24 protein-coding genes are annotated in these 24,820 nt (G+C 46.3%); 7 read left to right on the top strand and 17 right to left on the bottom strand.

What is annotated here, in order from left to right:
• Positions 1–35 precede the first annotated feature (35 nt).
• From ABUE30_RS13515 to yihI, 5 genes are all read right to left on the bottom strand, one after another.
• Complete coding sequence (locus ABUE30_RS13515; RefSeq protein ID WP_408624332.1) at positions 36–695, bottom strand: DNA-methyltransferase; 660 nt, start codon at positions 693–695, stop codon at positions 36–38.
• Between the two features lie 6 nt (positions 696–701).
• The gene (locus tag ABUE30_RS13510) at positions 702–983 is read right to left on the bottom strand and encodes a hypothetical protein (RefSeq protein WP_408624331.1); all 282 of its coding nucleotides are present in this window, start codon (positions 981–983) and stop codon (positions 702–704) included.
• 236 nt (positions 984–1,219) lie between these two features.
• A complete protein-coding gene (gene hemN, locus ABUE30_RS13505) occupies positions 1,220–2,593 on the bottom strand; it encodes an oxygen-independent coproporphyrinogen III oxidase (protein WP_408624330.1) in 1,374 nt (457 codons plus the stop codon).
• On the bottom strand, positions 2,593–3,057 hold the full coding sequence (locus tag ABUE30_RS13500) for a DUF2489 domain-containing protein (protein ID WP_408624329.1): 465 nt from the start codon (positions 3,055–3,057) through the stop codon (positions 2,593–2,595). The genes hemN and ABUE30_RS13500 overlap by 1 nt, the downstream gene beginning before the upstream one ends.
• Positions 3,054–3,620 carry a Der GTPase-activating protein YihI gene (yihI, locus tag ABUE30_RS13495; protein ID WP_408624328.1) on the bottom strand — a complete coding sequence of 189 codons (567 nt, stop codon included), beginning with the start codon at positions 3,618–3,620 and terminating at the stop codon, positions 3,054–3,056. Before yihI ends, ABUE30_RS13500 begins: the two co-directional genes overlap by 4 nt.
• A 285-nt stretch (positions 3,621–3,905) precedes the next feature.
• On the opposite strand from yihI, the gene yihA reads away from it, so the two are divergent.
• Positions 3,906–4,550 carry a ribosome biogenesis GTP-binding protein YihA/YsxC gene (gene yihA, locus ABUE30_RS13490; protein ID WP_408624326.1) on the top strand — a complete coding sequence of 215 codons (645 nt, stop codon included), beginning with the start codon at positions 3,906–3,908 and terminating at the stop codon, positions 4,548–4,550.
• 565 nt (positions 4,551–5,115) lie between these two features.
• Here the strand turns inward: yihA and polA are convergent.
• Complete coding sequence (gene polA, locus ABUE30_RS13485) at positions 5,116–7,878, bottom strand: DNA polymerase I (protein ID WP_408624325.1); 2,763 nt, start codon at positions 7,876–7,878, stop codon at positions 5,116–5,118.
• A gap of 371 nt (positions 7,879–8,249) precedes the next feature.
• Entirely contained in the window at positions 8,250–8,555 is a 306-nt protein-coding gene (locus tag ABUE30_RS13480) for a hypothetical protein (protein ID WP_408624324.1), read from the bottom strand.
• A gap of 138 nt (positions 8,556–8,693) precedes the next feature.
• On the opposite strand from ABUE30_RS13480, the gene ABUE30_RS13475 reads away from it, so the two are divergent.
• The 3 genes from ABUE30_RS13475 to ABUE30_RS13465 all read left to right on the top strand — a co-directional run bounded on the left by ABUE30_RS13475 (position 8,694) and on the right by ABUE30_RS13465 (position 10,135).
• Positions 8,694–9,473: an alpha/beta fold hydrolase gene (locus tag ABUE30_RS13475; protein WP_408624323.1), complete on the top strand. Its 780-nt coding sequence runs from the start codon at positions 8,694–8,696 to the stop codon at positions 9,471–9,473.
• 157 nt (positions 9,474–9,630) lie between these two features.
• The gene (locus ABUE30_RS13470) at positions 9,631–9,993 is read left to right on the top strand and encodes a family 43 glycosylhydrolase (protein WP_408624322.1); all 363 of its coding nucleotides are present in this window, start codon (positions 9,631–9,633) and stop codon (positions 9,991–9,993) included.
• Between the two features lie 10 nt (positions 9,994–10,003).
• Positions 10,004–10,135, top strand: coding sequence for a hypothetical protein (locus ABUE30_RS13465; RefSeq protein WP_408624321.1), 132 nt, complete (start codon positions 10,004–10,006; stop codon positions 10,133–10,135).
• Between the two features lie 50 nt (positions 10,136–10,185).
• Here the strand turns inward: ABUE30_RS13465 and ABUE30_RS13460 are convergent, their stop codons facing one another.
• The 4 genes from ABUE30_RS13460 to recQ form a co-directional block, all read right to left on the bottom strand.
• Positions 10,186–10,785, bottom strand: coding sequence for a histidine phosphatase family protein (locus ABUE30_RS13460; RefSeq protein WP_408624320.1), 600 nt, complete (start codon positions 10,783–10,785; stop codon positions 10,186–10,188).
• Positions 10,786–10,843: 58 nt separating this feature from the next.
• Complete coding sequence (locus ABUE30_RS13455) at positions 10,844–11,089, bottom strand: hypothetical protein (protein ID WP_408624319.1); 246 nt, start codon at positions 11,087–11,089, stop codon at positions 10,844–10,846.
• Positions 11,090–11,441: 352 nt separating this feature from the next.
• A complete protein-coding gene (gene corA / locus ABUE30_RS13450) occupies positions 11,442–12,395 on the bottom strand; it encodes a magnesium/cobalt transporter CorA (RefSeq protein ID WP_408624318.1) in 954 nt (317 codons plus the stop codon).
• 123 nt (positions 12,396–12,518) lie between these two features.
• Complete coding sequence (gene recQ, locus ABUE30_RS13445; RefSeq protein ID WP_408624365.1) at positions 12,519–14,315, bottom strand: DNA helicase RecQ; 1,797 nt, start codon at positions 14,313–14,315, stop codon at positions 12,519–12,521.
• 281 nt (positions 14,316–14,596) lie between these two features.
• On the opposite strand from recQ, the gene ABUE30_RS13440 reads away from it, so the two are divergent.
• Entirely contained in the window at positions 14,597–15,205 is a 609-nt protein-coding gene (locus ABUE30_RS13440) for an AbiTii domain-containing protein (protein ID WP_408624317.1), read from the top strand.
• A gap of 96 nt (positions 15,206–15,301) precedes the next feature.
• The gene (rarD, locus tag ABUE30_RS13435) at positions 15,302–16,201 is read left to right on the top strand and encodes an EamA family transporter RarD (protein WP_408624316.1); all 900 of its coding nucleotides are present in this window, start codon (positions 15,302–15,304) and stop codon (positions 16,199–16,201) included.
• A 76-nt stretch (positions 16,202–16,277) separates the two neighbouring features.
• Here rarD and uvrD read toward each other — a convergent pair whose 3' ends face one another.
• The gene (gene uvrD, locus ABUE30_RS13430) at positions 16,278–18,449 is read right to left on the bottom strand and encodes a DNA helicase II (protein ID WP_408624315.1); all 2,172 of its coding nucleotides are present in this window, start codon (positions 18,447–18,449) and stop codon (positions 16,278–16,280) included.
• 1,068 nt (positions 18,450–19,517) lie between these two features.
• On the opposite strand from uvrD, the gene ABUE30_RS13425 reads away from it, so the two are divergent.
• Positions 19,518–20,123 (top strand): ATP-dependent Clp protease proteolytic subunit, encoded by a 606-nt coding sequence (locus tag ABUE30_RS13425; protein ID WP_408624314.1) that lies wholly within the window; start codon positions 19,518–19,520, stop codon positions 20,121–20,123.
• A gap of 308 nt (positions 20,124–20,431) precedes the next feature.
• Here the strand turns inward: ABUE30_RS13425 and ABUE30_RS13420 are convergent, their stop codons facing one another.
• The 5 genes from ABUE30_RS13420 to lysA are packed head-to-tail and all read right to left on the bottom strand — an operon-like array spanning position 20,432 to position 24,793.
• On the bottom strand, positions 20,432–21,115 hold the full coding sequence (locus tag ABUE30_RS13420; RefSeq protein ID WP_408624313.1) for an HAD-IA family hydrolase: 684 nt from the start codon (positions 21,113–21,115) through the stop codon (positions 20,432–20,434).
• A gap of 2 nt (positions 21,116–21,117) precedes the next feature.
• The gene (gene xerC, locus ABUE30_RS13415) at positions 21,118–22,023 is read right to left on the bottom strand and encodes a tyrosine recombinase XerC (protein ID WP_408624311.1); all 906 of its coding nucleotides are present in this window, start codon (positions 22,021–22,023) and stop codon (positions 21,118–21,120) included.
• Positions 22,013–22,711 (bottom strand): DUF484 family protein, encoded by a 699-nt coding sequence (locus tag ABUE30_RS13410; RefSeq protein WP_408624309.1) that lies wholly within the window; start codon positions 22,709–22,711, stop codon positions 22,013–22,015. Before ABUE30_RS13410 ends, xerC begins: the two co-directional genes overlap by 11 nt.
• Positions 22,708–23,532, bottom strand: a complete 825-nt coding sequence (gene dapF / locus ABUE30_RS13405; RefSeq protein WP_408624364.1) for a diaminopimelate epimerase — start codon at positions 23,530–23,532, stop codon at positions 22,708–22,710. The genes ABUE30_RS13410 and dapF overlap by 4 nt, the downstream gene beginning before the upstream one ends.
• Positions 23,528–24,793: a diaminopimelate decarboxylase gene (gene lysA / locus ABUE30_RS13400; RefSeq protein ID WP_408624307.1), complete on the bottom strand. Its 1,266-nt coding sequence runs from the start codon at positions 24,791–24,793 to the stop codon at positions 23,528–23,530. The genes dapF and lysA overlap by 5 nt, the downstream gene beginning before the upstream one ends.
• Positions 24,794–24,820: the final 27 nt, after the last annotated feature.

Here is a 24,820-nt window from a genome sequence, read left to right as displayed (position 1 = left end):
TAATGCGCTCAAGTTCTAGTCAAAACCGTTATCGCTCATGCTTGAATTAAGCGCTGCTTAAAATAAGCATGGGCATCATCACTGAGATCGCAGCCTTGATAATCTCGGCCAAGATTAAGAGCAGCTAATAATGTGGCCCCTGAGCCAAAAAACGGATCAACCACCAACTCACCACTCGCAGAACTTTGCGAAATCAACGTTTCGAGTAACCCTACAGGTTTTTCCGTGGGATAGCCTCGGTATACCCGTTTGTAGGTAAGAATATCTGGAATACTCAGATCATTGAGTTTTCTTTTTCCTTTCTCAAAAAAAAGAATGTATTCATGCTGGGCACGATAATGATACCCCATACCGATGGTCATCTTATTCCAGATAATCGGCTTCCAAAATTTGAACCCGATTCGTTCGGCGATAGGTTTAACCATAAACATGGTTTCTTGATCGCAAAAAAGATAGAAATGCGTATTTATCTTCAATACGCGATAGATCTCTGCAAATAAGCTCTCAAAACGATCATTCGGGAAAATATCAAACCAAGCATTGCTGGAGGATTGGCTCACTTTTAGCCGTGTCGTGGTACCGATTTTTCGATGCTTTTCAAGCGATTCATAAGGTGGGTCGGTAATCAGCAAATCCACGCTCGACTCATCCAAATGAGATAGCCAGCTCACCGCATCCTGACAAAATAACTTCATAAAAACTTAAGATAATTCACGACATAACACACCATCTTGGAAGGTACGTGATTTTACCCCTTTGTTAAGAGCTCGACAATCAATGCAATAGCTTTGTGCTCCGTGGGGATTTTTCGCAGAGGTCCGCGCAGGTGTTTTACCAAAATTTGCAGGATATGGATGGAAAACATGTTCTTGACCATTCGCCGCTGAACAATGCGGGCATGATTTATATTTTTGACCCGTAGATACATCTATTTTATAGATCATTCCACTCGTTAATTTTTTACCACAAGCGCTACATATCATATACCCATCCTTTAACTGACAAAATCAATATTAATAATTGACTATATTAATCTGTCATTAAAAAAAGGATCAATTCCAAGAGGTACTAGGCAGATGACTCGCTATAAAATCTGTAAAAAAATGTTTACACTCTATTTTAAAATAGATTGAGCTAGTGGCCAATACTCATTGATTAGCTTAATTTTTTAAGTTCAATCAAGTAGTACGAGATCACTCTGTATCAAATAATTTTTAATTTAGATCACTCGAGAAAATTGGCGCTTACGCAACTGGTCGCGAAAATAGACATCAAAGCACATCGCGATATTACGAATCAATAAGCGCCCGCGCGCGCTCACCGCAATGCCTTGCGCATCAACCACGACTAAGCCATCCTCGATAAGCGGAACGAGTAGCGCTAAATCCGCTTTAAAATAGTCAGCAAAATTGAGCGTGAAACGCTGCTCAATATCTGCAAAGTTCAGGGCAAAATCGCACATTAAGCTTTTAATCACATCACGACGAATAATATCGTCCTGACTCAGCGCCAGTCCCTTGGTTTGCGCATGGCCTTGCGTGGCGACTTGTTGATAGTAATCACTTAAGGTTTTATGGTTCTGACTATAATCATCGCCAATCATGCTAATGGCCGACACCCCCATGCCAAGCAAGTCGCATTCACCTTGGGTGGTGTAACCTTGAAAGTTGCGGTGTAATTTGCCTTGGCGCTGGGCAATCGCTAATGAGTCATCAGGGCGGGCAAAATGGTCCATTCCAATAAACTGATAACCGTTTTTGGTGAGATCCAAAATGGTGCTGCGTAAAATAGTCAACTTTTGCTCAGCCGTCGGTAAATCAGCCTCTTTAATCTTGCGCTGGGCAGCAAAGTGGCTCGGCAGATGTGCATAGTTAAAAATCGATAGGCGCTCTGGATTAAGGGCTTTAATCTGCTGCAACGTATCGGCAAAGCTTTCTGGCGTTTGATGCGGTAAGCCATAAATTAAATCGAGATTAATTGAGCCAAACCCAACCGCTTTCACCCGTGTTAATAGCGCCTCGATAAAAGCCTTATCCTGCACCCGATTCACTGCTTGCTGTACCTGAGGATTAAAATCTTGGATACCAAGACTTAAACGGTTAAAACCAAGTTCAGCAAGGAGATCCATGCTGTCGAGCCCAATCTCTCGCGGGTCAACCTCAATACTAATCTCTGCATCTTTCGCAATGCAGAAGTTCTCCCGCAAAAGTGTCATCAGACGGCGGGTTTGCGGCGCATCTAAAAAGGTTGGCGTACCGCCGCCCCAATGCAGCTGTGTCACCTGTCGGCCTTGCACTAACGGAGCAAGGGTTGTCATTTCAATGGCTAACGCATCTAAATACTCATCAGCTTTATGTTGATGGCGAGTGACAATCTTATTGCAGCCGCAGTAGTAACAAATTTTGTGGCAAAAAGGAATGTGCACATACAGGGATAAAGGGCGCTCTGGATAACGCGCGGCCGCCGCTTGAAACTCACGAAAACCGAAGGTTTGGTTAAATTCTAGCGCAGTCGGATAACTGGTATAACGCGGCCCGGCATAATTGTATTTTTCAATTAACGCCTGATCCCAATCCACTGTAAATGTACTCATTAACGCTTCGCTCCTGCGGTAAAAAACTCACTGAGATCTTCAAGTTCACCACGAACTTGCGCCGCGAACTGCTTTTCTTGCTCTAATCGATAAACGTCTTGCGTCCGACGTTCTCGCTTGCTTTGGCTCATTCGCGCTTGGTGAGTCGGCAAATCTGCGATCGCCTGATAGAGGCCAAATAGCCCGGGGTATTGCTTTGACCAATCACGCGCAGGCTGCTCTGGATAGGCAAGCAATAGTTGGGTAATACGAATCGCCGCTTCGCTGGACTCACATTGCTCGGCGAAGCAAGCTTTGGCTATCGTTTCAACACTTTGGGCGATACGGTCACGGTGCATATCAAGCGTTTGCTTGCGCTGCTGGTGTTGGAGCTGCTGGCGCGCGTTTATCAAGCGCAATAAATACAACCAATAGCCCAATAATCCAGCAATAATGATGACACCTATAATCGCCCAGACGATCATTTTTTCCTTTCCTCATCATCGTCATAGAGGTCACTTAGATCGCCACTGTCAAACTGATCCCAGTCATCACTCTCGCTAAGATCGTCATCGTCATCGTCATTGATGCCAAGCTCATCCATCAGCACACTAATCCGATCTAAGCAGTTATCCAGCCACTGTTGGTCAGCATCTGCGAGTTGCTCCCCTTCATCACTGCGATCCAATAACGCAATAAGCCGCGCATCTTGCTCTAAGCGAGCCAGTTCATCTTGTTTGGATTCAACTGGCACCGCTGGCACCACAGTTTTTTTAACCTTGGCTTTAACGACTTTATCAGCACTTTTCGCCAACGTTCCCGCAGCAACCAGTTGCACGGGCTTTTTGCTTCCCACGCGACGATCACCGGATGCAGGCTTTGACGTTGATTTAGCTACTGTTGATTCAGCAACTTGTTGACGAGAACCACTTTTATGGCCTTTGCCTTTTGTGACCTTATCGGTGGGCAATTCTCGTTCACTTTTAAAATCTGCAGTTTTACGAGGGGCTAATAGGCCGCCCTTGCGATTTTTCTTTTTGTTCGCCATAGAACCCTTCGGTCGTGTCAGCAAAGTAGATATAAATAGCTTATCACACAGAGGCTATATACTACTGTATTGTTTAAATGGGCAGCGATTTTACCACTGGTGGAGCTTTCAACAAACTGTGATTTATCAGTTTGTGTCATTATCATGAAAACATTAGGTAGTGTATGTAGTGAGCTTCGCCGCTCTTTGCTACACTCTGCGATCCAAACCTGACCCATACGTCCTATAGATGTGTGTCACTGCGACAGCCAATCTCGGCTTTCGCGCTAATCAAGGAGTAATAGCGTGACTCAGGATACGCTTAATTTTCGCCAAGCGCGGTTTTTAACCAGCGCCCCAAATATTCGTGCTATGCCCGCGGATGAAGGCATCGAAATTGCGTTTGCTGGCCGCTCAAATGCCGGTAAATCAAGTGCCTTAAACACCCTTACTCGGCAAAAAAGCTTAGCTCGAACCAGTAAGACTCCTGGACGAACCCAATTAATCAACGTCTTTGAATTGAGTCCACATCAGCGCTTAATTGATCTGCCTGGCTATGGCTTTGCTAAAGTACCCGAAACGGTTAAACAGGAGTGGCAAAAATCACTATCTGAGTATTTGCAGCATCGAGATAGCCTGAAAGGTCTAGTGGTGCTGATGGATATTCGTCATCCATTGCGAGATCTCGATCAGCACTTGATCCAATGGGCTGTCGATTGTGACATCCCGGTACTGGCGCTATTAACCAAAGCCGATAAACTCAAACAAGGTGCATGTAAAGCCACGGTATTAAAATGTCGCGAAGCGGCAATGGCATTTTGTGGCGATGTGCAAATCGAAGCCTTTTCATCGTTGAAACAAACTGGCTTGACAACCTTAGAGGCAACGCTAAGTCGTTGGTTGACTGGCGCAACACCCGAACAATTGGACAACGAGCAACCGGGCGAGTAATTGGGTAGGCAAAAAAAACTCCGCAGCCAGTGTAAGCTGCGGAGAAATGATACTTCGGACTATAACTTAAAAAAAACTATTCACGTTCTATACATCAGACTGCGTTGCACCATAAAAGTTCCTCATCACCCGCAAAATAATCAAATTAAGTGAAATTGCTTAAAAAATAATCTCACCACTTGATAGACTTGCACCAAAATGGGGATTTTTTATTACAGATATGTAATTTTATTACACAGTACAACAGCAGGAGCGTAGTCAAATTATTTTAATTAAAACTGTGACCAATGCTCAAAATATGAAGTTATTGACGAAAATAAGCATAAAAAAAGCCCCAGTAGAAAGCTACTGGGGCAGCTATAAAGCCTATTCAACTACGTGAAATAAAAGGTCTGAAAGATAGAACATCTTACCTCTGTACCCTACACAGTTAATATAAGGGAGATATCCCAAAAAATAAAGTGGTTTTGTTGTCTAATTTCATAAATTTTATTCACAAAATTACTGGATTTATAGACAAAAAAACCTGCTCAATGGCAGGTTTCATCTTTTTTACGCTTGAAAACTAATGCGCTTCATCCCAATTGTCCCCGACACCCGCCTCGGCAATCAGTGGAACATCGAGTTTGACCGCTTGCTCCATAATGGATTTGAGCGCATCAACTTGCGTTGCAAGCTCTGATTCTGCCACTTCAAAGATCAATTCATCGTGAACTTGCATCAACATGCGCACCCGTTCACCTAACTGATTGTTTTCAATGTAATCGGCTACCGCAATCATCGCTTTTTTAATGATATCTGCTGCACTACCTTGCATCGGTGCATTGATTGCTGCGCGTTCAGCACCTGCGCGGCGCGCACCATTACGCGCTTTAATATCCGGCAAGTACAAACGTCGACCATAGATCGTTTCAACAAACCCATCATCCGCCGCTTGCGCCCGAGTTTCCTCCATATAGCGATGTACCCCCGGATAGCGCTCAAAATAGGTATCCATATAACGTTGTGCTTCTTTGCGGCCAATATTGAGCTGACGTGATAAGCCAAAGGCGCTCATGCCATAGATCAAACCAAAGTTAATGGCTTTGGCACTGCGTCGCTGCTCTTGGGTAACTTGCTCAAGAGGTTCAGAAAATACCTCAGAGGCAGTCGCTCGGTGAATATCTTTGCCATGAGCAAAGGCGTTCAAGAGGCCGGCATCGGCCGAAAGATGCGCCATAATACGCAGCTCAATTTGCGAATAATCAATCGCCACCAGTTTAAAACCGTCTTGAGCAATAAAGGCTTGGCGGATCTTGCGTCCCTCTTCATTACGAATAGGAATATTTTGCAAGTTTGGATCACTCGACGATAATCGCCCCGTGGCAGTCACCGCTTGATGGTACGATGTATGTAGTCGGTGACTCAGCGAGTCCACCATCTTGGGTAGTTTATCGGTATAGGTCGATTTGAGTTTGCTCAAGCCCCGATACTCTAAAATGGTCGCAGGCAATGGATAATCAAGCGCTAACTCTTGGAGCACTTCTTCGGCTGTAGATGGCGCTCCTTTGGGCGTTTTTTTCACCACGGGCAATTGCATTTTTTCAAATAGAATCTGCTGCAATTGCTTAGGTGAGCCTAGGTTAAAAACCTCTCCTGCAAGCTCATGCGCTTTGGCTTCTAATTGCTCAATGCGAATCGCTAAGCGTTCGCTGTGTTGCTCCAAGCGCACACTATCAATACGCACACCACGGCGTTCAACATCGGATAGAATCGCTACCAGCGGCAGTTCCACCTCTTCAAACAGTTGCTTAAGGCGTGGCTGAGCCTGAATTTGCGGCCATAAAATCTGATGTAGTCGCAAGGTAATATCAGCATCTTCGGCAGCATAGGGATAAGCTTGCTTGAGGTCAATCTGGTTAAAAGTCAGCTGCTTAGCCCCTTTCCCGGCCACATCTTCAAATTTAATGCATTGATGCTGCAGATAGTTTAGGGCCAATGAGTTCATATCATGCCGAGTCACAGTACTATTGAGCACATACGATTCAAGCATGGTGTCAAACTTGATCCCTTTAAGCTGTACCCCGGCTCGGGCCAAAACACTTTGATCATATTTCAGATTTTGCCCAACTTTAGCTAAGGTTGGATCTTCTAAAAGCGGCTTGAGAGTCGCCAATACGTAAGCCCTATCTAGCTGTTCTGGGGCATCGGGATAATCATGACCAATCGGCACATAAGCGGCTTCACCTGCTTTTACGGCAAACGACAGCCCGACTAAATCAGCTTGCATATAGTTAAGCGAGGTCGTCTCAGTATCTAGGGCGATTAAATCAGCAGCTTTGAGTTTCGCGCACCAAACATCCAGCTGAGCGGGAGTTAAAATAAGTTCGTAATCACCGTGAAGCGCCTCTGGGGCAGCACCATTATCATCGCTGTCTTCATTGACTAACAATGCGTCGGCGCCAATTGGCAATTGCGGGGTTGCTTTCGCTTCAAGTAATTCGGCAAGCCAGCGTTTAAACTCCAGCTCGCCAAACAAAGCAACGAGCTTATCTTGATCGCTCGGTTGAATCGCTAACTGCTCAATACTTAGCTCGAGCGGCACGTCGGTACGAATCGTTGCTAATTCATATGAAAGAGGGAGTTGATCGGCAAAAGCACGCAAATTTTCACCAATCTTGCCCTTAATCTCATCTCGATGAGCTAATAGACCATCGAGCGAACCATACTCGTTCAGCCATTTAACCGCTGTTTTAGGGCCACATTTGGGTACGCCAGGAATGTTATCAACACTATCGCCCATCAACGCCAAATAATCGATGATCTGTTCAGGATGCACACCGTATTTGTCGACGACCCCCTCACTATCAAGCAAAGTGTCAGTCATGGTATTGACCAGCATGATCTGATCATCCACCAGCTGCGCCATATCTTTATCGCCAGTGCTGATGAGCACTTGATAGCCAGCCTTAGAGGCTTGCTTGGCCAACGTGCCAATCACATCATCAGCTTCCACGCCAGACTGGGCGATGAGTGGCAGCCCCATGGCACGAATAATGGCATGCAAAGGTTCAATTTGACTACGCAGATCATCCGGCATCGGCGGACGATTCGCTTTATAGTCAGCATATAATTCGTGGCGAAAATTTTTCCCTTTGGCATCAAAAATCACTGCAATCCGTTTAGGGTCAACTTGACGCAGCAGGCTGCGTAACATATTGACCACACCATACACAGCACCGGTGGCTTCACCTTTGCCATTGGTCAGATGAGGCGGCGAATAATAGGCGCGAAATAGATAGGAAGAACCATCGATGAGGACGAGAGGATTGTCAGCAATTGTTGCCATCAGCCATTACTCATATTTAAACCAGCACATGGGCGGCATAATGCCACAGCTCCAAACTAAGCACCAGTCAGCAAGCAGTGAAAGCTGTGGATAACTCTGTTACTAAAAAATAGCACAACATCCACTATTCATACAAAAATAGCGGAACGATTATTTTTTATGCTTAAAAAACAATATATTAACAAGTCACATTAACTTGACGAAACAGGGGATAGCATCCCACTCGCTGTGGACAATAACTTTCTGTGGGTTGCCCAAAAGGCTCCACTCGAACACCGCGACCATGATCATCAGCTCGTGTTTCTTAAATAAAGACGTGCAAAATACCGAACACTTAAAGTGCTCAGTTGACAATACGACTATGGACAGCTTTAACCATGAGGAACGTCAATGTACCGAGAGATGATACTGCAAGCTTCGGGTGCAGCCTGTTCAAACAAACTGCGAGCTTGCAACTCAAGCCATAGAGTAATCGTCAACTCGCAATAACGCAAGAGCCAAAATTCACCAATGTGTACTGGCCAGACCCACCAATCAGCCCCTTGTTCAGGAGTAACTGATTGATCAAATGCCTCTTTTATCCATTCAGTAAGCTCTTCAGGAATAATTTCACGAGATGATAAAATTTCTATCGTCGCCACATTTTTATCACAAACCAACCCATCAAATTGCATCATCTTATCCACGCCCGCTTATTGATCAATGCTTAGAATCGACTATTTATAAAATAATTTTTATCGATCGCGTTTTGACATTAAAATACCTGCTAACTTATCGACCATTATGCCTTATCATCTCAAATTTAAAGGACGTTTATGGCCCAGTTTCGCCATCAGCTCGGCTCCACAATGACCATTGCCGGTGCCCAGATCTACTACGAATGCCATGGCTTGCCCGCATCACCCACCTTAGTCGTTTTGCATGGTGGCTTCCAGCAGATGGAAGTTTTTAACCCGTTACTCGAAGCCCTCTCTGATCATTATCAACTGATCGGTATTGATAGTCGCGGCCACGGCCGCTCAACTCTTGGCGATGTGCCATTAAGTTACCAGCAGTTGCAAAAAGATGTTGAGGTGCTCTTAGCCGCACTTGGGATCACTCATTGTCAGATACTGGGCTTTAGTGATGGCGGGATTGTCGGCTATCGACTTGCCTCGCTCAGTCAGTCTCTGAACATCGATAAGCTTTTCACCATTGGTGCACGCTGGCATATTGAGCACGCACTCGTGTGCCGAGATGCTTTTTTAGCCACCACTGCCGAGCAGCGCCAACACAGCCAGCCACAGGTCTATCAGCGTTATCAGCAGCTTAATCCCGAAGCCGACTTCCCTCGCCTCGTTAAGCAGCTCGTCACCATGTGGCTTGATCCAACCGAGTCGGGCTACCCTAACGAACAGGTCGATGCCATTGACTGCCCGTTGCTGGTCGCCCGTGGTGATGACGATCCGCTGATCGCCCGCAGCGTTGTGTTTGATATCGCTCAGCGCCTCACGCAAGCTCAGCTATGCAACGTACCATTTGCCAAACATATGGCCTTTGCCGACCAACCCCTAATATTTCGGCAGCTACTGGCGCAGTTTTTTCAAGTCCAGTAAGCGCTGTTAGACGATTTTAATCCATAAGTACGAGGGAGAACGATGCAACAGGGATTTTGGATAGGCAGTTGGTTACTGGCAGTAGCGGTAGTTGGGCCGGACAAGTATTGTCATTAGACAATGTCCATCTTATCGAGAACCAACATAGCCACCCTGAATGAATGCTAGCCAGTCACTAAGTCAATATCCCGTCACAATATCAAATAAACCGTGGATGGTAGTTGGCTCATGGTTTGACGACATTATGCTGACTCAATTAAATACAACCACCATAAAACCCTCAGGGCAGATCTATCAACTAGCCCAGTGCGAGGGCAGCATTGAGGGAGCCTCGCTGATCTACCACAATGGTTATTTTTATCTGTTTGTATTCGTTGGACGGTGTTGCCAAGACGTGCAGAATACTTATCAAATTCGCTATGACAGAGCCAGTACAATTACCGGCCCATATCTAGATAAACAGGGCAAGTCACTGCTTGCTGGCGCAGGAAGTTTGCTGGTAAAAGGCACTCAGCGCTGAGCTGGTCCTGGTGGTCAAGATATCGATCGTCAACAGCCACATCATCGAGCATTACACCTATGACCCAACGGATAAAGTTAAGCAAAAACTGCGTATCAGCCAGCTCATTTGGAATGAAGACGGCTGGTTGATCACGCATTAACTAAGTGATGGGCGCTGATGCATTATGCAGTGCTCACGGCGATAACAACGTTAGATAAACTCAGACTCACAAAAAATTTGTGTCAACTGGCCGTTCACCACATAAAAGTAACTGTCTTGTGGACGAGGCTGCTCAAAAATTTGTGTATCATCAAGCCCTATCAACAAGGCCCGCAGTACGGAGCCTGTTAACGCATGGCTGACAACAATCGCCTTTTCTGGGGTTTTAGGGTCATTTAAAAACGCATTGACGCGCTGCTTTACCGCGCTTAACGACTCAGCCTTAGGGGCACGTAAATACCAGTCTTTACTGTCAATAAATTCAGGGTGTAGCGCTTTAATCTCAGGAGCAGGTAGGCTCTCCCAATCTCCTAGGGCAAATTCCATCAAACGCTCATCGAAGCGAATAGATGGCGCCTCTTGCCCGAGCGCCTTGGCAATCCACTGCGCGGTTTGTCGTGCCCGACCCAGTGGACTTGCAATCAAAGCAAACGTGTCAATATCAGCTTGCGCCGCAAGTGACAGGCCAACACTTTGCGCTTGCTGCTCACCAAGGGGGGTTAAAGGTGAGTTACACTGTCCTTGTAAGCGCTGTTCGGAATTAAATTCAGTCTGTCCATGACGGATAATATATAGCTGTTTTACAGGCATAAAACTCTCGAGGAAGGCTCAAGCTAGCAGTATAGCGAAGCGCCTAAACGTCGACAACTTACTCTGATCCGCTTCGCAAACCACCTCGTCGCATAGCCAGTAATGCGGCGAGCATTAATCCAACAGCAAGCCCTATTAAGCGCTGCATATTGACTGCAAACTCATCTGGGGTGAGCGCAGGCATTCGCTGCGGCCAAAAATGGTAAGTCGCAGCATAGATCACACCAAATAGGCCCAAGACGATCGCCACACTCACACATAACGGCGCATAAATCTCGCTAGCGTTCGGAACTTTCTGCTCCATCAGAATGAACCTCCATTTACCAGACCACCGCTTAGATCAAAGCGGCAGGATCTAATCTCAAATCCAAATTAATTGATTCAGGCGCTTGGTTGTTCTCTTCCATAAACGTATAGCGGTAATAACAAAGCACTCAGTGCAATGATTCTACCCATCACGGACTTAATAATTAGCATAACCAAAGGAGGCTCGCAATAAGCGAGCAATTCGAATGAGAGAAAATAAAGTAACAAACGATGAGATGGCTGCGAGACCTACTAAAAATAGGATGAATGACTATCACGTTGCATGAGTCATCAGCCGCGCCAATTTATAAGAGCAATTCCAAGGATTGCGCTCACACCAAGTGATCGCTCTAGAGCCAACCACGATGTTTAAAATACCAATAAGGCGCAAATCCCGAGAAGACCATTAAGCCAATGGCCCATGGGTAGCCTAATGTCCAATTAAGCTCGGGCATAAACTTAAAGTTCATCCCATAAATGCTGGCCACCAAGGTAGGTGGTAAAAAAACCACTGAGGCAATCGAAAATATTTTAATGATCTTATTTTGCTCAATATTGATAAACCCTTGGGTAGAGTTCATCAAAAAGTTAATTTTATCGAATAGAAAGGTGTTGTGTGACATCAAGGTATCAACGTCGCGCATAATTTCGCGCAGGGTTTCAGCGTATTCGTGTTTGGCGCGTAAATGACGCAATAAAAAAGAGATATCACGCTGAGTATCCATCAAACAGAGGCGAATTTTACCATTGCTATCTTCCAAACGGGCCAGCTTTTCGATGACGATATCCAGTTCCGTTTCATGTTCTTCAAGAACCAAATGACTGACCTCTTCAAGTTGACGATGTAAATCTTCAAGGGTATCAGCGTGGTTTTCCACTTTATGCTCTAATAACGTCACTAACAGTTCAGCCGGTGAGTCGACGGCAATCTGCCCACGGCGCGCGCGCATCCGTAAAAGCCGAAAATCAGCGATTTCACCTTCCCGTACGGTAATCAGTCGGCTATTTTGCAAAATACAGGCAACGGTCGAGGTACGATGACGTCCTTCACTTTGACTTAAAAATAGCGAATGCACATGAATGCCCGCTTGATCGACAAAGCAACGGGCTGATGCTTCGATTTCCTCAACATCGTTCGACTCTGGCAGATCGGTACTTAACAAACTCTGTAGCTGAAGACGTTCCCTATCATCGGGCTCATTCATGTCGATCCAATCGGCCTCGCGCAGCAAACGCGGTACATCCGTTTCATCTGCTTTTATTTCATGGATCAACCCATTATGAATTTTGAAGAATCTCAGCATACATCTACCTCAGTCCAATCGATATAAGACTCCAGCGGTGTTCTTAGTGACACGCGCATTGGTTACAAAAAGCTAATTTATGTTATTTTAGTGTAAAATATATGCTTTAAACCGGTTGATGGTTTAAGCAGATAACGGATTATTCTGATATCTAATGATGGCGTCAAGAAAAGCCTGTCCGTAACGCTCTAACTTTTTGTGGCCCACACCCGATATATTTAAAAACTCTCGTTCATTACTCGGCAGTGCCTGCGCCATCTCAATGAGCGCCGCATCGTTAAACACCACAAAAGGTGGCACGGCTTCTTCGTCGGCTAACTGTTTACGCAAACGGCGTAATAACGCGAACAAACGCTTATCATAGAATGCCACAGGCTTATGACGTTTCGTTGAAGCGACATTAATCCGTGGCAAAGCGAGATCGAGCGCTATCTCGCCGCGAAGTACTGACCGTGATGCTGGCGTGAGTTGTAATACCGAGGCGCGGGTAATGTTTTGACTCAACAAACCTTGATGGATCAGTTGGCGCAATACGCTCAACCAATGCTCATGAGAGTGATTTTTACCAATACCATGGGTCGACAGCTTGTCGTGACCCTGCTCAACAATGCGCTGGTTCAAACTGCCGCGCAGCACTTCAATCACATAACCAATGCCGTACGATTGATTCAACCGATACACACATGACAGGGCTTTTTGCGCATCTTCAAGACCATCATAACGCTGGGGTGGATCTAAACAGACATCACAGTTACCACACGGCTGCGCCTGATAGTCGCCAAAATAATTCAACAATACTTGGCGTCGACAGGTTTGCGCCTCGCCAAAAGCGACCATCGCATTAAATTTATGGCTTTCAACACGCCGCTGCTGTTCATCAGCGGTTTCATCGATCATCCGTCGCAACCGAGCCGCATCCGCCGGATCATAAAGCATCACCGCTTCGGAGGGCAAACCATCACGCCCACCTCGACCCGTCTCCTGATAGTAGGCTTCAATATTACGCGGAATATCATAGTGGATCACATAGCGCACATTCGGTTTATCAATCCCCATTCCAAATGCAACGGTGGCGACCACGACGTTAAGCTCATCCCGCTGAAATGCTTCTTGAACGCGTTGACGCTCTTCTAAGGCAAGCCGTGCATGATAGGCTGCGGCGTGGATCCCTTCTCCGGTCAGCTTAGCTGCTAACTCTTCCACTCTCCGGCGGCTACCACAATAGATGATGCCGCACTCATCACTGCGTGTTTTGACATAATCACGCAGCTGTTGCCATGGGTGATACTTTTCCTGCACGGTGTAACGGATATTAGGCCGGTCAAAGCTGGCCTTAAACAAAAATGGGTCGTGCAGCATTAAGCGCGCCAAAATATCCTCGCGCGTCGCTTGATCGGCGGTGGCCGTCAATGCAATCACCGGAAGAGCAGCAAAGCGCTGTTTAATCTGCCCGAGCGCTGCGTACTCGGGGCGAAAATCATGACCCCATTGGGAGATACAATGCGCTTCATCAACTGCCAATAGACAGACCTGCCAGCGGTCGAAATTATCCATAAAATCACCATACATCAGGCGCTCAGGCGAGATATACAGTAACTTAATCTGGCCGCGATTAAGCTGACTAAAAAGCTGTTGGGATTGCTCTCTTGTCAAAGTCGAGTTTAGATACGCGGCTTCTACGCCATTACGTTTAAGAGAATCGACCTGATCTTTCATTAACGAGATAAGCGGCGATACCACCACCGTTAAACCATCCAGTAACAATGCAGGCACTTGATAGCAAAGTGATTTACCACCACCTGTTGGCATCAAAACTAGACTATCGCGACCAGCCAACACATTTTTAACTATTTCAGCTTGTCCTTGACGAAACTGATTGTAACCGAATACTTCTTGCAGCACCTGTTGGGCCGATCTCATGTTACTTCGCTCTTGTCCGACTGATACATCGTCGAACCCAATCAATGCCACACTGTAGGTGAACTCAACCAATAACAATAGGTAAGAATAGACTGGGCTCGCTGAAACCTTCATCGTATAGCGTGACACCTAACGCATCCACTAACGACTGATAGTTTACCCGCCTGTCCACAAATGCGCAAAAGGCACACCGTGATAATAAATTCATCGAATCGTCATCCTTGACTCGATAAATTGACTATACTTAAGATCAAATTAGGCTCCTTAGGGGGGAAGCAGACATGATCCATCAAGCCAATGCAAATTTACAGCTCGATGCTTACATTCGCGAACTACTTGCATCTTGTCAAAATATGCTTCAACAACATCCCTGTTCAACCTTAGAAATATGGCTGGAGCATGAGCAAAACGGGTATACCGCTAGCTCTATATTGCCTGGATATCGCAGCATCAGTTGTCACCATCAAGGATTATTCACTGACCATACTGGCCATCCTCGCCGATTGGAGACGATTCGCTTTGGCACACTCGCCGCGCGTGATCGCTGCCAAGTCCAATATATGGCAATACGTCAACCATTGTGTGATTATCTTGAGGTCTCACATGTCACCCGTATTCCTTGGCCTTCTACACTGATTGCTGATTATCGCTACGATTTAATCCCTAATATGTACTGCCTCCAAGCTTGGCAAGTTGTCGACAATCCACCAGTCAGTTGTATGTTAGCGGGCATGTTGCAGCACTTACGTAGCTTACTACTTGATGCGGGCGACGAGTATTATGAGCAAATTGATCGTGACCTTTGTCAGTTGGGTGAACACTATCCGTTGATCAAGCCGTTGTGGCAATCTCGCCCGCAATACCATGAACAACGGCAACGCGTCTGTTAATCTGAGGCCGCGAGTGTCAACCTAAGACTCGCCATCAATATATTGTTGAACGGTCTTTTTCCTGATAGATTAAATTTTTTCAGGATTGACGCTCCCATGGATTACGCTCATCAAGCCCGCCAAGGTGTTATCTACGCGCTGTGCGCCTACCTTATTTGGGGTATTGCACCCATCTATTTTAAACAACTTCACGGGATTGGCGCGCTAGAAATTCTCGCCCATCGTATCATCTGGTCCAGTGTGTTTATCGCATTATTGCTCGGGGTTAGTCGCGGCTGGCAGCAAGTTGTCAACGTATTAGCCAATCCAAAGCAGCTATTAATGTTAACCATCACCGCGCTATTAATTGGCCTCAACTGGCTCACCTATATTTGGTCGATTAATCATGATCACCTATTGGATGCCAGCCTCGGTTATTTTATTAATCCACTGGTTAATGTGGTCATGGGCATGTTGTTTTTAGGCGAGCGTTTTCGCCGAATGCAGTGGCTAGCAGTCGCTTTAGCCAGCATTGGCGTACTGATTGCGGTGGTGCAATATGGGGCTTTGCCATGGATCGCCGTGGTATTGGCTCTCACTTTTAGCTTTTATGGATTATTACGTAAACAGTTGAAGTTAGCAGCGTTAAGCGGCCTATTTATTGAAACCACATTATTGTTGCCTATTGCCCTTATCTATCTATTCTGGATTGACCCCAGCAGTACCAGCCATTTGAGCAATAATTCTGGGACGCTCGATCTGTTATTAGTCAGTGCTGGCATTGTCACCACCGTTCCTCTGCTGTTTTTTGCAGGTGCAGCTACCCGACTACGCTTATCAACCTTGGGATTTTTTCAATATATCGGGCCATCATTAATGTTTATCTTAGCGACGGCCATTTACGGTGAACCGCTGACGCAAGCCAAACTTATCACCTTTGGCTTTATTTGGTCAGCGCTGGTTATCTTTAGCCTTGATGCACTAGATCAGCGCCGCCGCCTTAGCGTCACCCCATAACTGACGCTACCACATCATATTGCAGGCGGCGCTCACAAAAACCGAGTCCCGCGTAAACGCAAGATAGCAGTTTGGGCTAAATGGCCTGCAGCTTGGCGTAGGCGACAACGAGCCACTTGCTGCCCACATCGGCAAATTGTACCTGTACGCGGCTTTGCGCGCCAGAGCCCTCATATTGAAGAATAACGCCTTCACCAAATTTAGGATGAAGCACCCGCTGACCTAACCGCAAGCCCGTACTATCAAACGAGTCTTGCTCTGCTGAGGAAGAAAACCGCCCAGCAGACATTGGCTGACTCACTTGAGTCGTAAGACGGATCTCTTCTAAACAATCTTGCGGCAGTTCACGGATAAAGCGTGAGCGACTATGAAACGACTCTTTGCCATAAAGCCGGCGGCTTTCAGCATGGCATAGATAGAGCTTGCGCATGGCCCGCGTCATACCAACATACGCTAAGCGACGTTCCTCTTCGAGCCGTCCTGATTCTTCGGCAGACTGCTGACTGGGGAACATTCCCTCTTCCATCCCCACTAAAAACACAACAGGAAACTCCAACCCTTTGGCACTGTGCAAGGTCATCAATTGCACCGCAGATTCATCGGCCTCAGCTTGGTTATCGCCCGCTTCTAACGCTGCATGTGAGAGAAAAGCCACCAATGGGGATAACTCTTCGCTATTAGGATCAGGCACATATTGGCGAGTTGCGGTCACTAACTCTTGCAAGTTATCGATACGTGCTTCGGCTTTTTCACCTTTTTCATTTTGATACATGGCTAACAAACCACTGCTGGCAATCACATAATCGGTTTGATCCGCCAAATCCATCTCTGCCGATTGTGTTGATAAGTTATCGATAAGCTCGGCAAAACCGCGCAATGCCCCTGACGCTCTGCTGGTCAACAACTTTTCACTAACCGCAAGACCTGCGGCATTCCATAAGCTCACCTGCCGCTCACGTGCCACTTGGCGTAATAACTCAATGGTACGCTGTCCTATTCCGCGGGTTGGGGTGTTGACCACCCGCTCAAATGACGCATCATCATGGCGATTATTCATCAATCGCAAATAAGCTAATGAATCTTTAATCTCTAATCGTTCAAAGAAACGCACGCCGCCGTATATGCGATAAGCGATCTGCTCTTGCATCAATGCTTCTTCCAGCACGCGCGACTGAGCATTATTACGATATAAAATAGCGCACTCTAAGAGTGCCGTACCCTCTTGAAGATGACTGCGAATGCGAGACACGACAAAGCGCGCTTCGTCGACCTCATTAAATGCGCAATAAACCGAGATCGGATCGCCATCGACGCCATCGGTCCATAACTCCTTACCTAAGCGGCCTTGGTTATTCGCAATCAATTCATTGGCCGCGCGCAAAATGGTGCCACTACTGCGGTAATTTTGCTCAAGGCGGATTACCTCAACATCTTTAAAATCGTCACTAAAACGTTGAATATTTTCAATTCGTGCCCCGCGCCAGCCATAAATAGACTGGTCATCATCACCGACGATCATGACCTTGGCTTGCTGGCCGGCTAACAAGCGCAACCACGCATACTGAATAGCATTGGTATCTTGAAACTCATCGACCAAAATATGCCGAAAACGCTGCTGGTAGTGCGTGAGGATCTGAGGATTATCACGCAGCAATTCTAATGCTCGCAATAGCAACTCAGCAAAGTCGACCAACCCGGCTCGGTCACAGGCCTCTTGGTAGGTACGATAGATATCCACCAACTGGCGCTCAATAGGATTAGCGCTCCAATCAATATGCTCAGGACGCAGCCCCTCATCTTTTTGCCCATTGATGAACCACATTGCCTGCTTGGGTGGCCACTGTTTTTCATCTAAGTTCATGCCGCGAACAATGCGTTTGAGCAAACGATGCTGATCGTCAGAGTCGAGAATTTGAAAATCTTCAGGTAACTTGGCGTCCCGATAATGAGCACGAAGCAGCCGATGCGCGAGACCATGAAAAGTACCCAGCCAAATTCCCTGATAACGAGAGCCAACGAGGTCAGCCACCCGGTGGCGCATTTCGGCAGCGGCTTTATTGGTAAAGGTCACGGCCATTAACTCATAAGGCGAGACGGCTTCAACCTGGATAAGATAAGCAATGCGATGCACCAATACCCGTGTTTTGCCACTACCCGCACCAGCAAGCACCAACATATTTTGCGCCGGGGCCCCCACCGCTTGCCGCTGTTTCTCATTTAAGCCATCGAGCAGTATCGAGATATCCATGAATCGCCTATATCACCTTGGTATATGTACAAACAACCAGTATACCAACTCTGTCTGCCAGATGCAGCGAGCGAACTCATTAGATGAAAAAACTTTTCTATAGTACTGTCATCAACTCATTTAAGATTTTAGTTAACAATTAATTTATCTCTTAGTTTAATATTCTCGAGATTTTATTTCCCACTATCAATATAATTGAAATACACATATTTTTATCAATATTAAATTATAGTTATCTTTATGCTTTTTTGAAAAGAAGTGATTCAGTCCGAAACTAATTATTTAGGTGATATACTTATTTGTATGCCTACTTTTCAGTTTTGTTTAGATATTCTATTTTTTTGTTATCGGTTTTCTTAGTTACTTCTCTCTTTTTAGGCCATTATACTAGAAGAGCGACTATTCAAGGAACACGGGTTCCATCTGCAGGAATATTGCCAATACAGGCAAGTAAAACAGGAGCAAGTACACGGGGACGTCGACTGATTACCCAAAGTAAGTCTATCGTTTATGTCAATGCTAACGGTAAAAATACACATAGTCAGATCATAGATAGTTTAGTCAAGCCAGTTATGTTCACATCATTCTCCATTCAGACAAACAAACTATCAGCTACGCATCAATACCAACTCGTCACAGATCTGAGTCATCAATATAAAGTTTTTTTCAAAAAAAATAAGACAGGCTCATCTAAATAATCAACAAATTGATTATTTAAATAAATTTGTCGAATGAATAATACCTATTCTATCTCGAACCCATATTTTATTATTAAAGCGGCAGCAAGGTGATGATGACTATTTATTAAACCACCAACTGATCGCTGCAAAAAGTCAGAAAGTAAACATTTCAAAAACCATTTCAAAAAACCATTTAGTTCCTCCCTTAACCTATCTACCTATATTATTTCCGTCACTCAAAATGCCAGAGAGTCTAGCCATAGTATGCAAGAACTCTCTTATAAAAAATCTATTATGATAACTAAAGGATTTAGATTCATATAAAAAAATAATCTTGTATCTCATGCTTTGCTTAACACCATCATTTTGCTACGCCGATTGGAACTCGGTGAATAACCAAGATGTCTCACTCGATAGCGTTGATGCAGTTAAAGTTGTTTATACCGGTAGCGTTGATCATGCGAATATCGCTTATTTATTAGAGATTATTGATCAAATAAATATTCGATATGAAAATGCCAAGCATATCTATTTATATATAGAAAGCCTTGGTGGGAATATAGATGCGGGCATTATTGCCTATCGGGGGCTTCGGGCATCTGCCAGTCCCATCACGACGATTAACCTCTCAAATATTGTACCTGCTGGGAATTATCTGTTTTGCGCTGGGAAGTGTCGAGAAGCAGCCTTTCAAACCGCACATTTTATTATTCATCCAGTTTCTTGGGCTTCTTCTGAGGACAAAGAGACGATAACCCCTTCGAAAGCAATTAATTATACAAAATTATTAAACACGTATATAGAAGAAAGCAAGTCGATCTATCAAGATTGCAGTAATATCTCTAGCGATCAATTAGACAACACCTTTTATAGCAAAGCAAACTGCACCATTATCGATACAACGGAAGCAAAAAAAGACCACATTATTGATGGCATTGCAAAAAAAATGATTACAACCCCTGTATCTTATTACGTATATAGTACCGATTATTAGCATGACTACGGATGATTGGAGTGGAAGAGGCCGCATTTCGTAATGATATGATCAATAGTGCTCAGTCGAGCAATGTTGATCGCGCTGAAACAATCTATTAATTGACAATGTATAATAGGTGACACAATGAATTCAGATAATTTTTTTCGATGGCTGAGCACCCTTATTCTGTCTTGGGTGGGATTTATTATAGCGACGAGGCTCCTTTCTCATCGCCCATTCTCGATGGATTTACTGACAGGGTCAATGATGTGTACGTTTATCCGTGGTGACTTAAGCGCGCATAGAATCATCGTCAGGCTCATGTTTTATGACCACAATGCCTCAATATCAGTCACTTGGCCGACTTCTAAATGAGGTAATAGCGTTGGCACGACGCTAACGCGATCATTAACCCAAATCGCTTGATAGCCATTGCTCAGCGCACCATAGACATCGGTTATCGGATCATCACCCACATGCGCTATCTGCTTTGGCATAAGCTTTAAGCTTGTGGCGGCTGCGGTAAAAAGATCGGCATAGGGTTTTTGCCGATAACCGCCACCCGCGCAATACACATAGCTAAAATAATCGCTTAGTCCAATGGCTTGAATATCCACATTGCCATTCGTCATGGCGACCAAAGGCATACGCTCTGCCAGCTCAGCGAGCAGCTGATGACTACTTTCGGGTACGGTGAAATTTGAGCGCACGGCCACAAATTCATCCATCAGTTCATCAGCGCGTTGTTTGGCCTGCGCGATCCCCTGTTCCTTAAGCCCTAAATAAAGCCAAGCTCGTCGGCATTCGGTGACATCATGAATCAGCGCAGGCTTGACAGCCAAGACCCGCTCTTTGTAGGTCTGCCAGTTAATGCGCCGCCCTAGCTCATCGGCGAGCGTGTCCACCATCCATTGATTAGCCGCGCGAATATGCGGGCGATTATCATAAAGTGTGTCATCAAGATCAAAACTTAACGCGCGGGGGCGCTGCCAACTGCGATAAAAGCGCATTCTCATTTACTCCGTTTGGCCCGAGGATGAGCCGCATCATAAACTTTCGCCAGATGTTGAAAGTCCAGATGAGTATAAATTTGAGTGGTAGACAGATTGGCGTGACCAAGCAGCTCTTGAACAACGCGCAAATCCCCACTACTTTCAAGCATATGGGTGGCAAACGAGTGACGCAGTTTATGTGGATTCAAATGGCTCCCAATGTGCTGGCGTTTGGCCCACACGGTTAGCCGCTGCTGCACGGCGCGCGTGGTAATGCGTTGTTGGCGAACACTCACAAATAGCGCTTGTTCACCAGGTTGGCAAAGCTGCCCGCGCACGCTTAGCCAGCGCTGAAGCGCCAATAGCGCTTTTTGACCAAAAGGGAGCAGCCGCTGTTTTCGCCCTTTGCCGGTGACTTTAAGTTCGCGGCGTTTAAGATCAATATCCTTGACATCAAGACTCACCAACTCCGCCAAACGCAGACCTGAGGCGTAAAAAAGCTCCATCATGGCACTGTCACGGCGTCCTAGCGGCGTCTCATCATCAATATTAAGCAGTTGGGTTAAGGTATCAATATCTAGGTTTTTCGGCAGCGGTCGGCCCTGTTTCGGTGCAATCAGTCCACGCGCCGGGTTGGCGCTCATTTTCCCCTGTTCAAGCAGGTATTGATAAAAACTGCGCAGCGCCGAAAGCTTATTGGCAATAGAGCTGGCTTTGAGCTTCTGGCGATTCAGACGCATCGCGAGTTGGCGAAGGTCGGCAAGCTCGGCTTTACACCAATCGCTAATCCCCATTTTGGTGAGAATTTCCCCCTGCTGATTTAAACTGCGCTGATAGCCCTCAATCGTCGCCGGGCTATAGCGGCGCTCGCTGGCCAGATAATGCAGATAAGCCGCAACTGGACGTGCCAATGAATCAGGCAGCATCAGCACCGACCAAATTGGGTAACAGTGATGCGATAACCTCACAGAGTTGGCCAAGCAACAAGCTGTCCATCCCAGCAATATAATGGTCAGCATCACGACTCGCAGCGGTTAATACGCCAAAGCGAGCGCGATCGCCAAGCGGCATGATCGCCACCGAATGCACCAAATGCGCGTTATCAAACAAGAGTACCTGTTCACCTTGAGTAAGACGACCAAAATAATGCCCTTTCAGGGAGATCCGATTGACCCATAAATTCTCAATTTGCTCGCCAGCAAGACTATGTTCTTCAAGTGCGGGGCTTAATGGCAAATACTCCCGATTCAGTTTCAACGAGATTCGGCTAACGCCCAGTTGCCCCATTAAGGCATCGCGCAAATGCAACTCTAACTCCGCTAACTGCTGGCAGTGCATCAGCTTGGGTAATAACTCCACATAGACGCGGAAAATCCGCTCATTGTGGCTTGCTACGGCCATTAGATCCGAGATTTCAGCCTCGAGTGAAGCCACTTTATCGCGCATGCGCAGTTGGGCTAACTCTACCAGTGATACACTCCCTCGTTCAGCATGAGGGATCTTAAGCTGGCGCGCCAGATGCGGATAGTGGTTGAAAAAGTCAGGATTTTGCGTCAGATATTCGGCAACTAAGTCATCATCCAACTGGATCTGCTCGTAATTTATTTGACTCATAGGTTGATCTGTCCATCAAAAACATGCACGGCAGGACCCGTCATTTTAACCGGTTGTCCCTCGCCAGCCCATTGGATCTGCAAAGTCCCCCCGGGTAAAACCACCGTCACCGATTGGCCAAGTTTACCTTGTAACTGTCCGACGACAACTGCAGCGCACGCACCACTCCCACAGGCGCTCGTTTCACCAGCGCCGCGCTCATACACCCGCAGCTTAATTTGATCGGGACTTAACACCTGCATAAAGCCAATATTCGCCCGCTTTGGAAAACGCTCATGGCTTTCCAGCAACGGCCCTAGGGTTTCAACATCGGCGGTTGCAACATCGTCGACTTCCAGCACGCAATGCGGGTTGCCCATCGAAACAACCCCACAAAAAATGGTCTGGTCAGCCTCGCGCAATAAATAGGTTTTTTCCGCTTTATTGGCACGAAACGGCACTTTCGCAGGATCTAATATCGGAACGCCCATATTCACAGTGACCATATCATCGTTTTCGATATGCAGCATCATCTTGCCAGCCGAGGTGCTCACCGCGATATGTTTTTTATTGGTTAGCCCTTTCAGACGAACAAATTTGGCAAAACAGCGCGCTCCATTGCCACATTGTTCGACTTCACTGCCATCTGCATTAAAAATCCGATAATGAAAATCCAATTCCGGATCGTAAGGTGGCTCAACCACTAATAGCTGATCAAAGCCCACGCCCAAATTGCGATTGGCTAAGCGAGCAATCAGATCGTTGGAAAAAAATACATTTTGGGTGACGTTATCAATCATCATAAAATCGTTACCCAGACCATGCATTTTGGAAAAATTAATCAGCATCGACATCCCCTGGCAGCAGCTGTTCGCCAGCCCATAGGCTTTGGCGAGACTCGCGCTCACGGACCACCACATGTTGCTCGCCATCGACCATCACTTCGGCAGCGCGCGGGCGCGAATTATAATTTGAACTCATGACAAAACCATAGGCGCCCGCCGAACGGACTGCAAGTACATCCCCAGGCGCAATGGCCAACTGGCGTGATTTACCTAAAAAGTCACCGGTCTCGCATACCGGACCCACCACATCATATTCGCGCATCACGGCTTGGGAATTGGCTACAACTGGTACAATCGACTGCCATGCGCCATATAATGAAGGGCGGATCAGATCGTTCATAGCTGCATCCACCAGCGCAAAATTTTTGCTTTCACCGACTTTAAGGTACTCAACACCCGTGAGTAGTACGCCCGCATTGGCCATAATCGCTCGACCTGGTTCAAATAATAACGTGAGATCTCGCTCGCCAAGTCGTTCATTAAGCACTTGGGCGTAGGCCGCCGGCTCGGGCGGGTGTTCATTATCATACGTCACCCCTAAGCCTCCACCGACATCTAAATGCTTAATGGTAATGCCAACCTTGGCAAGCGCATCAATTAGCGCTAACAGCTTGTCGACGGCTTCGATAAAGGGCGCTAATTCAGTGAGCTGTGAGCCGATGTGACAATCTACGCCATGAATGGTAATACCCGGTAACTGCGCAGCATGTTGGTAACACGCCAGCGCCCGCTCAAACGGAATACCAAACTTATTCTCTTTTAAACCCGTAGAAATATAGGGATGAGTTTTGGCATCAATATCGGGGTTGATCCGCAGAGAAATCGGCGCCACCTTGTTTAAACTAACAGCAATGTCACTGATGCGCTCTAATTCTGGTTCCGACTCCACGTTAAAACAATAGATCCCCGCTTGTAACGCTTCACTAATTTCAGCACGGGTTTTACCCACGCCTGAAAACACCACTTTAGCCGGATCGCCCCCCGCTTCGAGCACTCGGGCCAGTTCCCCCCCAGAAACAATATCAAAACCAGAGCCTAAACGCGCCAACACGTTGAGCACGGCCAAATTCGAATTGGCTTTGACTGCGTAGCAAACCAGATGATCGCGACTACCAGCGGCATTGTTAAACGCATGCCAGTGACGTTCAATGGTGGCTCGGGAATAGACATACAAAGGGGTACCATGAACGTTGGCAAGTACAGCTAGCGAAGTTTGCTCGGCGTATAAAACGCCATCACGATAATTAAAATGATCCAAAAGTCTTCCCTCTACTTGATAGATGTT

The organism is Celerinatantimonas yamalensis (assembly GCF_046054155.1).
In the GTDB taxonomy this organism is placed as follows: domain Bacteria; phylum Pseudomonadota; class Gammaproteobacteria; order Enterobacterales; family Celerinatantimonadaceae; genus Celerinatantimonas; species Celerinatantimonas yamalensis.
The sequence above is the reverse complement of the archived record's forward strand: the minus strand, read 5'-3'. Positions and strand labels throughout refer to the sequence as shown.

What these genes read in the sequence shown, in the direction of transcription:
- ABUE30_RS13455 (WP_408624319.1), bottom strand. Translation starts at nt 11,089, where the DNA reads ATGGAGCAGAAAGTTCCGAACGCTAGCGAGATTTATGCGCCGTTATGT.
- ABUE30_RS13460 (WP_408624320.1), bottom strand. Translation starts at nt 10,785, where the DNA reads ATGCCTGTAAAACAGCTATATATTATCCGTCATGGACAGACTGAATTT.
- polA (WP_408624325.1), bottom strand. Translation starts at nt 7,878, where the DNA reads ATGGCAACAATTGCTGACAATCCTCTCGTCCTCATCGATGGTTCTTCC.
- ABUE30_RS13440 (WP_408624317.1), top strand. Translation starts at nt 14,597, where the DNA reads ATGATCCATCAAGCCAATGCAAATTTACAGCTCGATGCTTACATTCGC.
- ABUE30_RS13470 (WP_408624322.1), top strand. Translation starts at nt 9,631, where the DNA reads ATGAATGCTAGCCAGTCACTAAGTCAATATCCCGTCACAATATCAAAT.
- ABUE30_RS13515 (WP_408624332.1), bottom strand. Translation starts at nt 695, where the DNA reads ATGAAGTTATTTTGTCAGGATGCGGTGAGCTGGCTATCTCATTTGGAT.
- rarD (WP_408624316.1), top strand. Translation starts at nt 15,302, where the DNA reads ATGGATTACGCTCATCAAGCCCGCCAAGGTGTTATCTACGCGCTGTGC.
- xerC (WP_408624311.1), bottom strand. Translation starts at nt 22,023, where the DNA reads ATGCTGCCTGATTCATTGGCACGTCCAGTTGCGGCTTATCTGCATTAT.
- hemN (WP_408624330.1), bottom strand. Translation starts at nt 2,593, where the DNA reads ATGAGTACATTTACAGTGGATTGGGATCAGGCGTTAATTGAAAAATAC.
- ABUE30_RS13510 (WP_408624331.1), bottom strand. Translation starts at nt 983, where the DNA reads ATGATATGTAGCGCTTGTGGTAAAAAATTAACGAGTGGAATGATCTAT.
- yihI (WP_408624328.1), bottom strand. Translation starts at nt 3,620, where the DNA reads ATGGCGAACAAAAAGAAAAATCGCAAGGGCGGCCTATTAGCCCCTCGT.
- recQ (WP_408624365.1), bottom strand. Translation starts at nt 14,315, where the DNA reads ATGAGATCGGCCCAACAGGTGCTGCAAGAAGTATTCGGTTACAATCAG.
- ABUE30_RS13420 (WP_408624313.1), bottom strand. Translation starts at nt 21,115, where the DNA reads ATGCGCTTTTATCGCAGTTGGCAGCGCCCCCGCGCGTTAAGTTTTGAT.
- ABUE30_RS13475 (WP_408624323.1), top strand. Translation starts at nt 8,694, where the DNA reads ATGGCCCAGTTTCGCCATCAGCTCGGCTCCACAATGACCATTGCCGGT.
- ABUE30_RS13410 (WP_408624309.1), bottom strand. Translation starts at nt 22,711, where the DNA reads ATGAGTCAAATAAATTACGAGCAGATCCAGTTGGATGATGACTTAGTT.
- uvrD (WP_408624315.1), bottom strand. Translation starts at nt 18,449, where the DNA reads ATGGATATCTCGATACTGCTCGATGGCTTAAATGAGAAACAGCGGCAA.
- corA (WP_408624318.1), bottom strand. Translation starts at nt 12,395, where the DNA reads ATGCTGAGATTCTTCAAAATTCATAATGGGTTGATCCATGAAATAAAA.
- ABUE30_RS13480 (WP_408624324.1), bottom strand. Translation starts at nt 8,555, where the DNA reads ATGATGCAATTTGATGGGTTGGTTTGTGATAAAAATGTGGCGACGATA.
- ABUE30_RS13500 (WP_408624329.1), bottom strand. Translation starts at nt 3,057, where the DNA reads ATGATCGTCTGGGCGATTATAGGTGTCATCATTATTGCTGGATTATTG.